This is a genomic window from Neosynechococcus sphagnicola sy1 (assembly GCF_000775285.1).
GTDB lineage: Bacteria > Cyanobacteriota > Cyanobacteriia > Neosynechococcales > Neosynechococcaceae > Neosynechococcus > Neosynechococcus sphagnicola.
The window spans coordinates 1-14,355 of sequence record NZ_JJML01000014.1 but is presented as its reverse complement, the minus strand read 5'-3'; the positions used below and the strand labels follow the sequence as shown (position 1 = coordinate 14,355).

At 50.8% G+C, this 14,355-nt stretch carries 5 protein-coding genes and 1 pseudogene; all 6 read left to right on the top strand.

The genetic code is table 11. The features are described from left to right. Window positions 1-281: 281 nt before the first annotated feature. Window positions 282-401, top strand: a pseudogene (locus DO97_RS30110) (OST-HTH/LOTUS domain-containing protein); the annotation flags it as partial. 184 nt (window positions 402-585) lie between these two features. Then, window positions 586-3,261 (top strand): DEAD/DEAH box helicase, encoded by a 2,676-nt coding sequence (locus DO97_RS06210; RefSeq protein ID WP_036531838.1) that lies wholly within the window; start codon window positions 586-588, stop codon window positions 3,259-3,261. A gap of 156 nt (window positions 3,262-3,417) precedes the next feature. Then, window positions 3,418-4,098 carry a hypothetical protein gene (locus DO97_RS06205; protein ID WP_036531835.1) on the top strand — a complete coding sequence of 227 codons (681 nt, stop codon included), beginning with the start codon at window positions 3,418-3,420 and terminating at the stop codon, window positions 4,096-4,098. Window positions 4,099-4,630: 532 nt separating this feature from the next. Further along, window positions 4,631-12,286: a SpvB/TcaC N-terminal domain-containing protein gene (locus DO97_RS06200; RefSeq protein WP_081980647.1), complete on the top strand. Its 7,656-nt coding sequence runs from the start codon at window positions 4,631-4,633 to the stop codon at window positions 12,284-12,286. 321 nt (window positions 12,287-12,607) lie between these two features. After that, window positions 12,608-12,997 carry a GxxExxY protein gene (locus DO97_RS06195; protein ID WP_036531901.1) on the top strand — a complete coding sequence of 130 codons (390 nt, stop codon included), beginning with the start codon at window positions 12,608-12,610 and terminating at the stop codon, window positions 12,995-12,997. 140 nt (window positions 12,998-13,137) lie between these two features. Continuing rightward, window positions 13,138-14,355 (top strand): hypothetical protein (locus DO97_RS06190; RefSeq protein WP_036531833.1); only part of this gene is annotated, 1,218 nt, incomplete at its 3' end.

Sequence of the window (14,355 nt, the reverse complement as noted above, 5' to 3'; positions counted from 1 at the left end):
ATCGCAACTGGGTAAAAACGACGGCGGGATTTCCTTGGTGCGGTGGAGGTTAAAACCGACCAGAAGACCAGCGATCTCTACGTGCGGGGACCCAAGATTTGGTTGCGGCAACTTGCGGCGGATTGTGGACTCCCCAGGCGAACGCTGGAGCAGTCAGGATTCCAGGATTGAGCAGTGGCGGCAGTATTGCGGCAAATTGGCGGCAAAAACCGACCAAAAGACGGCAGAGAAGTTGAGGGAGCGATCGCAAAAATGGAGTCCTTAGCAAGGAATCATGTGACCCATGCAACTACGGATATGCAAAGTTGAGTGGTTTGTTTGAGGATATTGACTTATTTGAGATTCAGCGAAAAAATAAGGCAGTTTACGTGAGGAGAAAGCAAAAAAATGGCACTACTTAAAAAACCTAGTGCAGTTTCTCGCCATCTAAACAAACGCTCTGAACCGGAACGTTGCCGTCTGGTCGGTTAAGTTGAAAAGGTTATCTGCGTCCGGTGACTGCGAAGGTCATGCCTCTGTATGTTTGTTCATTAGATCCTGTTTTGACCTTTGACACAAACTAATTTACAGTCCCTGTCGCCAATCATGAACTCTGTCCACTCTTCACCTAACCCTTCACCTTTTACCCAATATCAAAAGCAATTCCGTCAGGCTCTCGGTGACGAAATCAAATCCCTACGAAAGCTAGGTGGGCAGACTACCACAATTACCGACGGTCGCCATCTCGGTAAGCGTAGTGGCAAGCACCTCTATTCCTTTACCACTGACACTGAAATTCGCTTCCCCGATGACACCCCAGTTGATCTGGTTCATCAAAGGCAACGATATCCGGGAATTCTGCTGTCGATTGAGGGCTTCGATCTCCTCATTGCCATTGAGAGAAACATCGGTGAGCAAGTCCCATCAGTCAAGATGGCCACTGAACCCTGGTTTCTCCTTCAGGAGTTGCAGAAACGGCTCGACACCGCCACGGCTAGCCAAACCGCAAACCGCCAGCTAGCTCTGAATCTGCTGAGAGATTCAGCAACCTCTCACCCAACAAACAATAGCCACTTTGATGATTTTCGCGCCCGTATCGAAACTCAAATCCAACAATCCCTCAACTACAACCCCTATCAGGCAGAGGCGATCACCCACGTCCTCCAGCATCCGGTGAGCTTCATTTGGGGACCTCCCGGAACCGGAAAAACCAGCACTCTTGGGCTTACGGTTGCTTCTCTTGTCCATGCAGGGGAATCAGTCCTGGTACTTGCCCACAGCAATACAGCAGTTGATACTGCAATGAAAAGCCTCGCCAAGTACCTCTGTAAATCTAGCTACTACAACGAAGGCTTCATCCTCCGCTTTGGTATTGCCACCCCCGGTACCTACGATGACTATCCCTTAATTAATGTTCGGGGCATCGCTAAAAGGCAAAACGCTCCACTGATTGAAAAAATTGAGTGGCTTGAGCGAGAAAGGAAACGGTTAACTCAGCAGTCTCGTGCCTCTGGTTTAACCACTCAGCAGAAGTCTACTTTACAAGAGCGCATCGCCAAGATTCGAGAGGAACTGCAACCTCTAAAACAGCAGTTACGCCAGAAAGAATCTGAGCTAGTCCGAAAAGCAATGGTTGTTGGTTGCACCCTCTCAAAAGCAGCGATCGCCCAGGAAATTTACGAACGCCAATTCGATGCAGTCATCATCGACGAAGCCAGCATGGCTTATATCCCTCACTGTGTCTATGCTGCAACACTGGCGAAGCGACGAATTGCCATCTTTGGTGACTTTCGCCAACTCGGTCCTATCTCTCAAGCAGATACAGATAATGCTCAAACCTGGCTACAACGCGACATTTTTGACAAAGCAGGCATTATCGATCGCGTCAACCGAAACCAACAGGACGATCGCATGGTGCTGCTACAAACCCAGTACCGGATGCATCCCTCCATTTCAGCCATCCCAAATCGTCTGTTTTATAACAATCAACTTCAGGATGGAGAAGGAGTACAAGCGCGAACGCAACCGATTGTCGATGCCCAACCAAACCCGGGCCAATCCCTCATCTTCTATGATCTGAGCCGTACCTCTGCCTTCTGTTTTAGTGATCAGGAGTCTCATAGCCGCTTCAACCTCATTTCTGCCCTCATAGCCGCAGATATTGCATATAAGTCAAAACAGGCAGGAACCGAAAGCATTGGCATTATTACACCCTACAAAGCACAGTCACGCTTAATTCACCGCATTCTGAGAGAAACACACCTGGAAGCAGTAAAAGCCTCTACCGTTCATCGCTTTCAGGGTTCTGAACAACATCTCATCGTTTTTGACGCAGTTGATAGTACGCCTCAAAGAAAAGTAGGAGTGTTGCTACAGGGTACGATGCAAAGTACAGCATCTCGGCTTGCAAACGTTGCTGTTAGTCGTGCTCAAGGCAAATTTGTTGGGCTATTTAATGATGCTTACGTGCGGCAACAACTTGATTCATTTCATATCTTCCGTAAATTTAGCGATCGCCTTCGCAGTAGTTCTCAAGTTTTGCCTTTAACCTTTAACGATACAGCCAACTCCACCGTTTGGCAATTCAGCCTCCCTGGTATCACGGTTTATCCAAATCCAGGTGAAGCTCGGCAGGCTCTTCAATCGGATCTCGCGGCTGCCCAACACGCTGTTGCAATGGACTGGACCACACAACTTAAGTCTGCTCAACACTTCTCCCTAGCATCCTTACGACCTGGTACAAATGTAATTGCCCGTGGTTCAGACATCGCTTCAAGTGTTACCAGTTTGCCTAACACTCGAATTTGGCGCTCTGACTCCTTCAGCAACATGGGCATTGTCGGCGTTGACCAACAAATTCTTTGGGTCTACACCAATCCCAGCGGTCAAAGTCCGGTTTTCAGAATCGCCCTTCCTAACACAGTCAATCTCCTGTACACCTTCCTTCAACTGTTGCCTGCTGATAGCGGAGGAAGTGTGGCACAAAGACTGCAAAACAATCAAGCTCCCTTCGGTTCCTGTGAAATGTGTACACAACCTCTTTGGCCTCAACCTGCCCAGAACACAAATTCACGTCCTCGAATTAGCTGTGTAACTCATTTACAGCAGGGTCGCAACATGAATCGGCAAGATGCAACCCAGTACGCTCAGTTTATGGGACGTACCTGTGAAGCCTGTGGTGCTGCCCTGCAAGGGCTACAAAATGGTGCTACAGGTCAAATCTTTCTCGCCTGTAGCCGCAGCAATTGTAATTGGATGACTAACCTAAATCAAATTATTTAACATAGAACCTGGAAAATTCAGGGATTTTAAAGTTTAAAGTGTTGCTAAATAATTGCGGCATAACACTGCGTGGCAGCGGACGGACGAAAGACATTTATTGAGAGTTCGAGGTTGTCTGCCGCCGCTGAATTCAGCCGTTAGGCCACTAGCAACGCCGTGAACATTTCGGAAGTCCAATCCCAGCCGTGGAGCACGCTTATCGCGGACTTCTACATTTGTCAGAGCTGCGACCGCGTTTACAGAGTTCCCATTCTACAGATCTGCGGAACCCCCTGTAAGCATTGCGGCAAAACGATTCGAGCCCAGCGCGTCCACTTCGGCCTCAACGCTCTTGTTCTCGTAAACTCCATCCAGGACTTTTACTTCCTCCGACACGCCAATCCCCCGCCTGACCCGGACGGAATTGCCGACCACGTTTACACCAACAAGACAGACACTCGCATCGTCATTCCTCTGCTGTTCTGTACGCTATGGGATGCGTTGACCACTGAACTGTGCCAGAACGTCATGCGAGCGAAGCAGCTAGAGGAGCCGCTACGCGAGAGGCTCTTGCAGGACTACCGTTATTCCCGCGACAAGCGTGAGCGGTTGCTTCCCGCCTTAACCTCCGAGAAGTGGAACTTCGCTTTGGCTGAACTCACCAAGCCCGCGGAGCTTGATTACACTCAACACTTCAATTTCTTCCTCACCATCAACACCAAACGGAACACTTTCATACACGAAGGCTCGCACTGGCATTTCACGGACGAGGAGCTTGAGCGCATCCCCGAAGAACTGTGGCCTACCTTCAGCTTGTTTGCTCAACTACACAATCGATATGTCCCCAAAATGGCCTAACCATGCGCTGCAGCGAACCGCTCCGTGCATCACAGCACCTGCTTCCACCCACCATGCAGGTGCCGCGCCGCACTCCGCAGTCGCTGAGTTTGAGGTCGTTGGGCGATCTCTCGCTGGGCTCGCCTGCTCGCCCAATGGGGCGCGAAACTTCATCGAGTTTGTTATACCTCCAATCTTCAGCTCGCAATCTGCCCAACTACTCGATGAAGCAGAATCCTTCGGATTCCGTTGCACTTCACTCCTTGGTCGTCCGATGCTTCCGCATCGTTCAAGTCGGAGTTCCGCTTATCTCGCGCCCCATTCTACGGCTTGAGTTACAGGTTGTGGCACTGCCTTGAGAACCCTCATCTCCAAAATGTCAATATTCAATACAAAAGTTGAGGTTCCCTGATGCCCCTCGTAGGATTTTGGTCTGTGCCTTACCCAAAAAAGTACCTGGGTGGGTACTATCCCATCTTTTCTAGTTTGTCAGAAACTTGTATCGTGTCCGGTTCCTGAAAAGACAGCCCCATCTTTATTAGGGAAGTAGACCATGTTCGATCGCCCCGCTCAAGCCAACAGTAAACAAACTCAAGAGTCTGACCCAAGCTATTTTGCGTCGCCTCCTAGTGTGTCCTTACCTAAAGGCGGTGGTGCAATTAAGGGCATGGGGGAAAAGTTCGCGGCTAATCCGGTAACGGGAACTGGCTCAATGTCTGTCCCGATCGCCACCAGTCCTGGGCGTTCGGGTTTTGGTCCCCAGTTATCGCTCTCCTACGATTCGGGGGCGGGGAATGGGATCTTTGGGCTGGGCTGGAATCTGTCGTTACCGTCGATTACCCGCAAGACAGACAAAGGCTTGCCGCGCTACTGGGATGGTGAGGATTCTGATGTGTTTATTCTTTCAGGTGCGGAAGATCTGGTGCCGATTCTGGTTCAGAACAACCAGGGGAAGTGGGAGCCTGAAAAAATAGATCCGCGCACGGTGGGTGGTAAAACCTACTCCCTTCAACGCTACCGTCCTCGGATTGAAGGGTTGTTTGCCCGCATCGAACGCTGGACTAACCAGGCTGACCCGAAAGAAACGTTTTGGAGATCGATCTCTAAAGACAACATTACAACGCTGTATGGACAGACAGAAGAAAGTCGCATTGTCGATCCCGAACACCCCACCCATGTATTTAGCTGGCTTATCTGTGAAAGCTATGACGACAAGGGAAATGCGATTTATTATCGCTATCGATCGGAGGATAAAGAGAACTCAGTTGGGATCGATCGATCCCAAGCACACGAAAGTAATCGCACTTCCAAGAGTCGATCGAGTAATCGCTATCTAAAACATATTTACTATGGGAACTCAACGCCGCGAAAAGCTAATGAGGATCTGAGTGTGCGCCAGGATTGGTTGTTCGAGGTGGTGTTTGATTACGGGGAACACGATCTCTTGAACCCCATCCCCCAAGAGCCAAAGGAATGGACTACAGCGACTCTCCGAAACGATCCATTCTCCTCTTATCGATCGGGCTTTGAAGTACGGACTTATCGCCTATGCCAGCGGGTGTTGATGTTCCATTATTTCTCTGGTGAAAAAGAAGCTGATGGGATTGAAGTTGGGAAGAACTGTTTGGTGCGATCGACGGACTTTAACTATTCCTACGAACAAAATCCAACCGATGTTCGCAATCCCATCTATTCGTTCCTGCTGTCGGCAACGCAGACGGGCTACAAACGTAGTGGGGGTGGTTATATCAAGAAATCGCTGCCACCGTTAGAATTTACCTATAGCGAAGCCAAGATTGATGAGACGGTGCGAGATGTCGATCACGCCAGTCTGGAGAATTTACCTCAAGGATTGGATGGTGCGCGCTATCAGTGGGTGGATCTGGATGGGGAAGGCTTATCGGGGATTCTGACCGAGCAGGGGAACGGATGGTTTTACAAACGCAATCTCAGCCCGATCAATGCCGTTCAGGACAATGGCAAGCAGCATATTGAGGCACAGTTTGCCCCGCTTGAATTGGTTGCCAGTAAGCCTGGGAGTGGTTTGGCGAACGGTGCTCAGTTTTTGGATTTGGCAGGGGATGGGCAGCCCGATGTGGTGACGTTCAGAGGGGCGGTGCCAGGATTTTATGAACGGACTCTGGATCAAGGCTGGGAGTCATTTGTTGCTTTTAAGTCGTTGCCTGTGGTGGATTGGGATAACCCGAATCTGAAGTTTATTGACCTGAATGGGGATGGGCACAGCGACATCCTGATTAGCGAGGATAACTGCTTTGTCTGGTATCCCTCCCTGGCAGAGGATGGGTTTGATGCGGCGGAGCGGGTGGTTCAGCCCTGGGATGAGGAGAAGGGACCACGAATCATTTTTGCGGATAGTACCCAATCCATTCACATGGCAGATATGTCAGGGGATGGGCTGACAGATATTGTGCGGATACGGAATGGGGAGGTGTGTTACTGGCCCAATCTGGGGTATGGGCGGTTTGGGGCAAAGGTGACGATGGATGATGCCCCCTGGTTCGATCGCCCTGACATCTTTGACCAGCGGCGCATCCAGTTGGCAGATATTGATGGGTCGGGGACGACGGATATTCTGTACCTGAGTGGAGGAGGGGTGCAGGTTTACTTTAATCAGTCGGGGAATGGTTGGGCGGCAAAGCGGACGTTGAGCTATTTCCCGGCGATCGACAGTTTGGCATCGACAACAGCCTTTGACCTGCTGAGTAATGGCACTGCCTGTCTGGTGTGGTCTTCTCCCTTGCCCGGTAATGCTCGCCGGGTGATGCGGTATATCGACCTGATGGGCGGGCAAAAGCCCCATTTGCTGATCAAGACCGTGAACAACATGGGTGCAGAAACGGTGGTTGAGTATGCGTCTTCCAGCAAGTTCTATCTGCAAGATAAGCTGGCGGATACGCCCTGGATTACGAAACTGCCGTTTCCGGTGCATGTGGTGGAACGGGTGGAGACCTACGATCGCATCTCTGGTAACCGCTTTGTCACGCGCTATGCCTACCATCACGGCTATTTTGATGGGGTGGAGCGGGAGTTTCGCGGTTTTGGGCGGGTGGATCAGTGGGATACGGAGGAGATTGGCACGATTCAGCTTGGTGACACCACATCGGACAGTACCAATCTGGATGCAGCTTCGTTTGTGCCCCCGGTGCTGACGAAAACCTGGTTTCATACGGGAGCGTATGTGAATCGGGAGAAGATTTCTACTCATTTCGAGCATGAGTATTATCGGGAGCCAAACGAGACAAACCAGGCATTTGCCGCTTCACTGTTGCCCGATACGATTCTGCCTGCTGGTTTAACGGCGGACGAAGAACGGGAAGCGGCGAGATCGCTCAAGGGTCGCATCCTCCGGCTAGAAATTTATGCCCTGGATGGTTCAGACAAACAGCCCCATCCCTACAGTGTGTCGGAGCGGAATTACGAGATTCGGTTGGAGCAGGCACTGCAAACGAACCGTCATGCGGTGTTCTTTGCCCACGATCGCGAAACCATTGACTATCACTACGAGCGGAGTTTCATCCTCGATCCAACCGATCCAGAACCTGATCCCCAGAAGAAACGCAAGCTTTTTGACCCGCGTGTGACTCATGCGATGACGCTAGAGGTGGATGAGTTTGGCAATGGGTTGAAGAGTGTAGCGATCGCCTATCCTCGTCGTAAGCCTGCTTATCCAGAACAAGCCAAAACCTTTATTACCTATACCGAAAATCAGGTCACGAACAAGCCTAATGACAAACCGAGTGATCCCGATTGGTATCGGATTGGGGTGCCGATCGAAACTCGCACTTATGAGCTTACGGGTGTTCCAGCTTCAACCGGGAAATACTTTACTCTGGTTGACTTCTATCAAAAGGCTGCTGATGGCTCGGTGGTGGGGCACGCGATCGCGCCCGAAATTCCCTATGAGACGACTCCGACAAACACCAGTCCACAAAAACGGTTAATAGAGCGAGTCAGAACGCTCTACCGCAAGGATAGCGAGGCGAGTGCGACCGATCCCACGCCCTTACCGCTGGGACAAATTGATGCTCTGGCGTTGCCCTGTGAGAGTTTCAAACTGGCATTTACGCCCGGTTTACTGACTCAGGTTTACGGCAGCAAGATTACCGATCTAAACACATTGTTGGGTGCCGAAGGGAAATATGTGCAGCAGGATGGGGGTTGGTGGATTTCGTCGGGTCGGCAGGGGTTTGACCCGGCTCAATTCTACTTGCCCGTTCAAATTAAAGATCCGTTTGGCAATCTCTATACCAGTACCTACGATCGCTATCACTTAACCGTTATTCAGACAGTCGATCCGCTCAACAATACGATCGCCATTCAGAACAATTACCGTACCCTGCAACCGGAACAAATTACTGACCCGAATGGCAATCGATCGCAGGCGCGATTTGATGCGCTGGGGATGGTTGTGGGCACTGCCGTCATGGGTAAGGCAACGGAGACGATCGGGGATGCCTTTGCCAATTTCAACGCCGATTTGACTCAGGCTGAAATTAAGGCATTTTTTGAGGCTGATAATCCCCGTTCGCTGGCTACGCAACATTTAGGCACGGCAACAACGCGGACTATTTACGACCTGGAGCGTGTTCCGGTTTGTGCTGCGGCGATCGCCCGTGAAACCCATGTCAGCGATTTAGCGGGTGGACAAACCAAGGTGCAACTGAGTTTTGTCTATTCCGATGGCTTTGGGCGCGAGGCACAGACGAAGGTGCAGGCGGAACCAGGTCCTCGCGATCCGGCGGTGGCAAACTCGCCCAGACTCGATCCGCGCTGGGTGGGGACGGGAGCGAAGGTTTATAACAATAAGGGCAAACCCGTCCGGCAATACGAACCGTTTTTTAGCCCCACCCATCACTTTGGCATCGAACAGTGGGGCGTGAGCAGTACGCTGTTTTACGATCCGGTGGAACGGGTGGTGGCGACGCTGCATCCCAACCAGACCTGGGAGAAGGTGGTCTTCGACCCGTGGCAGCAGCAGACCTTTGATGTGAATGACACGGTGACGTTTGATCCCAAAACCGATGCCGATGTGAGTGAATTTCTGACGCGGTTGCCGGATGCCGATTATTTGCCCACCTGGTATCAACAGCGGATCGGTGGGGCATTGGGGACGGAGGAGAAAAGCGCGGCGGAGAAGGCGGCGAAACACGCCAATACGCCCACCGTTGCCCACTTTGATACCCTGGGGCGCACCTTTTTGACCATTGCAGATAATGGCAAGGATGCCAGTGGCAATGACCAGAAATATGCGACCCGCGTGGAGTTGGATATTGAGGGGAATCAGCGATCGGTCACGGATGCCAAAGACCGGATTGTGATGCGCTATGACTATGACTTGCTGGGGCATCGGCTTCACCAAGCCAGTATGGAAGCGGGACAGCGCTGGATGCTGAACAATGTGGCGGGTAAGCCGATGCGGATGTGGGATAGCCGCAACCATGTGCTCCGCACGACCTATGATGCCTTGCAGCGTCCGACGCAGATGTTTGTCAAAACGGGCAGCGATCCGGAAATTCTGGCGGAAAAGACGGTGTATGGGGAAGGGCAGGGGGATGCCCAAAACCATCGGGGCAGGATTTATCAGCATTTTGATAGTGCGGGTGTGGCGACGAATGGAGCCTTTGACTTTAAGGGCAATTTGCTCAGCAGCACGCGCCAACTGGTGCAGGATTACAAAACCATTCCCAATTGGGCGGGCAATCCTGCTTTAGAAACGGAAGTCTTTAGCAGCAGTAGCCGCTATGATGCCCTGAATCGACCGATTCAGTTGGTTGCACCCCACAGCAACCAGCCGCAGACGAAACTGAATGTGATCCGTCCGGGTTACAACGAGGCGAATTTATTGGAGCGGATGGATGTGTGGCTGGGGGAAGCGACGGAGCCAAGGTTGTTGCTCGATCCACCATCGGCGAATTTCCATGCGGTGACGAACATTGACCATGACGCGAAGGGACAGCGCACCCTGATTGAATATGGGAATGGGGCAAAAACTGCCTATACCTACGATGAAAAAACCTTCCGGTTGACCCATCTGAAGACCACGCGGGGCGGGGCGGTCTTGCAGGATTTGTTCTATACCTATGATCCGGTGGGCAATATCACCCGGATTCGGGATGAGGCTCAGCAGACGATCTTTTTCAACAATCAGGTGGTGTTGCCCCACGGTGACTATACCTACGACCCGATCTACCGTCTAGTTGCGGCAGCGGGGCGGGAGCATATCGGGCAGGCGGGGCAGCCAGAAACCAGTTGGGATGATGAGTTTCGGGTCAATCTGCCCCATCCCAGTGATGGGCAGGCGATGCGGAACTATACGGAGCAATACGTCTACGATGCGGTGGGCAATTTTGAGCGGTTAATCCATCAGGCGGCGAATGGGAATTGGACTCGTGCCTATGCCTATAACGAAGCGAGTTTGATTGAATCGGGCAAGCAGAGCAATCGCTTGAGCAGTACGACGGTGGGGGCAAGGACGGAACCCTACACCTACGATGCCCACGGCAATATGACGAGTATGCCCCACCTGACGCTGATGCAGTGGGATTACAAGGATGAGTTGAGCGCGACGGCGCGACAGGTGGTGAATGATGCGCCGCCACCCAATACAGTGCCGGAAACGACGTTCTATGTCTACGATGCCACTGGTGAGCGGGTTCGCAAGGTGACAGAGCGGCAAAATGGGACTCGCAAGCAGGAGCGGATTTATCTGGGTGGGTTTGAGATTTACCGTGAATTTAAGAGCAATGGAAATGACATTAAGTTAGAGCGTGAGACGTTGCATGGGATGGATAATAAGCAGCGGATTGCGTTGGTGGAAACAAAGACAATTACTAACCCCGATGATGAATCGCCTGCACAACTAATTCGGTTTCAGTTTGGTAACCATCTGGGTTCGGCTTGTCTCGAATTGGATGATAAAGCTAATGTGATTTCCTATGAGGAATACACTCCCTACGGCAACACCTCCTATCAGGCGGTGGATAAGAGCATTAAAGCGGCGGCGAAGCGGTATCGGTATACGGGGAAGGAGCGGGATGAGGAGACGGGATTCACTTATCACGGGGCACGGTATTATGCGCCTTGGCTGGGGCAGTGGACAGCTGTTGACTCGTTCTTCAAGCCTGAATTCAGCAACCTATACCAGTACGTTCGGTGCAATCCTATTATCTTTCACGACCCCACGGGAAGAGACTGGACCAAGTTCTGGGGTGGGGCCAGAGCAGTCGGCGGACTTACGCAAGCGGTAGGTGGTGTCGCTTTTGCTGCCCTCACTGCGGAGACAGGGGTTGGCATAGCCGCTGGCTTGCTCGTGGCGGCACATGGATTATCCGATTACGAGGCCGGCATGAGGCAAATGCAAACTGGCAAAGATGTAACAAGCATAACTGAAGTTGCTATCTCTTCAACACTTCAGGCGGCTCACGTCGAGAAGGATACTGCCAACTCCGCAGCAAAAGCTGCGGACATCACACTAGGTTTCGTCAATCCCTCAGGACCTATTGCAGGAGGACCTAGAGCCGCTCTGGCGCTCGCCTCTGGTGGTCAAAGGGCACAAGCAGCGGCGCAAGTCTTGCCGAAACTCGCTGCGGTATCGGTTGCCATCCACGGAGCCGACGCAGCGCATAGCTTGATGGTCGCCCACAATGACGAAGAAGCAAAAAATGCCGACCCCAAGCCAGAACCCAACAAAGCTGAATCCAATCCATCAGATCCTGTGGATCCAGCACCTGCTAAACCAACGGCTGTCCCTCAGACACTTCGTCTACCGCAGGGCATTGTCTCTAACAATATTGCACGTGAAGGCGGTCTCACTGAACTCGCCAACAAAATAAAAGGTCTTGGACAAGGGAAAGGAGCAACGGTTGAAATAGCGTTAGCGACCACCAAGGAAGGCAAACAAATCTTGGTTGCTGGGATTAACTCAGGTTCAAAGGGGCTTAATGCGGCACAACTCAAACAGCTTGAGGAGTGGGGGATCAACGTGGCTCCAGAAATCGCCAAGGGAATGAAAGGTGCACCACATGCTGAGGAAAATATAGGTGCTTTCTTGTCTGGAATAGGTGCCCGTGGTGAGAGATGGAGCAAAGCTGTAGTAGGTGCTCTCAAACCGTCTGGTAGTTCCTACGTCTGCGATCCCTGCCAAGAAATGATCAAGCGAGTGGGTGGGCGAGTCGAGACACCACACTAACTTGGTCAAGTGAGATCATCCAATCTTGCAGCCCGATCTTGTAGGGTGCGTTAGCGATCAGAGTAACGTACCAAATAACCAAAATAATCAGGATTTACAGAATTTGAGGATGAACAGGATTAAGAAATTGGGAAATTAGACAATTGGAGAGATGGAGAAATAAGTTATGCAGACGAACTTCAAAATCCTGAAAAATCAAATCAGGATTTGCAGAATTTAAGGATTAACAGGATTAAGAAGAAAAATTGGAGAGAAATAACATATGTTGCTAAATTCAAAAATCCTGAAAATCCTCTAATCCTGAAAATCTTGATACTGACAATGATCGGCAACGAACTCACCTACAAAATCATCGGATGCGCTATGAAAGTACACAACAAAATGGGACCCGGATTTCAAGAAGTTATCTACCAGCGCTGCCTCGCCATTGAGCTAGAGCGAGCAGGTCTAGCCTTCGTGCGCGAGCAAGAGCAGACCGTCTATTACGACGGCATTGAGGTGGGGACGCGCCGAGCAGATTTTGTCGTCGAGAATCAGGTTGTCGTTGAGTTGAAAGCATTGGTGCAGTTGGAGGATGCACACCTGGCACAGGCGAAGAATTACACCGTGGCCTATGGCTTTCCACTGGGGTTGTTAATCAATTTTGGAGGAAAGAGTTTGGAACATAAGTTGGTATTCAATAACCGTCAGGATCAAAATTTACAGAATTAGAGGATTTGCAGGATTGAATAGACAGGCATCTATGCAAAATCCTGGAAATTCTAAAATCCTGAAAATCCTGATGCAGACGGGAAGAGACTTATCACCGCCAGTCCGTCATTACAAACCTTATCTTTTCTAGGAACACAGCCATGAAAGCGATCGTCTCTCCCGTCAACCGTGACAGCCAACGTCCAGAGATCACTAACTTACAAGATGGACTACTTCTGATTCTCCGCAGACAGATCATTCGTGTATCAGATGAGGAGCGCCAGTTGTATGAAGAGGGGCTACTGCGAGAACAACGAGAGCAAACCTATGACGATATTACTCAAAAACTGGTTGCAATCTTTCAGGAGCAACAGCAGATAAACGCTGGAAATAATCAGGGAAATGTCGACGTACCGACCGCAGAGGCGCTAAATCGGGCGCTAAGAGAACTTGGAGTATTTGATGAACCCATACCACAGCCGCAAAATAGAGTAGTTCGTGGACAGATTATTAGTGCAGGAAGTCCAATTAACGGCATTGTAGTCACCGTTTATGACCGCGACATTGGTGATGTTCGTCAACAACTGGGCAACTCATCCACAACTCAAGGCGAAGGGCAGTTTGAAGTCACCTATACTCTCGATCAGTTTGCAACTGGAGATGCTGCTAGCAATAGAAATATCATTGCCGATCTCATTTTTGCCCTGCAAATTGTCGGCGGGCAAACCCTAGAAGAATTTCAGATTTATCGTCTACCCGATGACAAAGACCTGACTCAAGAAACACAAGTTTCCGCAGACGATTTAATCCTCGGCATCGAAGCCCGCAAGGTAGAGGAAGTGCGGATTGTGCTAGAGGGGGCAAATATCCCGCGCGGCCCCTCTGAATTTGAGCAAATAATGAAAGCCCTTGAACCCGTTCTGCTCCAGAGAAATCCGAAAGATCTTGATGAAGCAAGATTTCGCGATATTACCTTTGTTGCTCGTGAGACAGGGATTGAACAAGAGAAAATCGAGTTCATCGTTGCTGCCTTCAAACTAGCTACCGATCCTTTTCGTCAAGATCTGCAACCCCAAGTGTTTTATGGTTTAGCCCGAACTCAAAGGTTAATCGATCTGGTCGGACTTGCTCGCGCCAGCATCACCAACTTGCAAAACGGACTCAAACAAGCCAGTAGCCAAGATGTCAATATCATTCCCGCCTTTGTATCAGACGAGGAACTCAATCGCACGGTAGATCTGATCCATCGCATCTCCATAGATCAGATCTTAAATACTCCTGCGGCTGAAGGTAACCCAGCCCTGACTCAAATTCTCGCGCCAATTCTCCCTGTCGTCGAGCAACAGCAAACCCTGATGAGCCAATTTGCTAACCATGAA

Bases quoted from the DNA above. Each gene is read 5' to 3' on its own strand.
- DO97_RS06210 (WP_036531838.1), top strand. From the start codon at position 586: ATGAACTCTGTCCACTCTTCACCTAACCCTTCACCTTTTACCCAATAT.
- DO97_RS06200 (WP_081980647.1), top strand. From the start codon at position 4,631: ATGTTCGATCGCCCCGCTCAAGCCAACAGTAAACAAACTCAAGAGTCT.
- DO97_RS06195 (WP_036531901.1), top strand. From the start codon at position 12,608: ATGATCGGCAACGAACTCACCTACAAAATCATCGGATGCGCTATGAAA.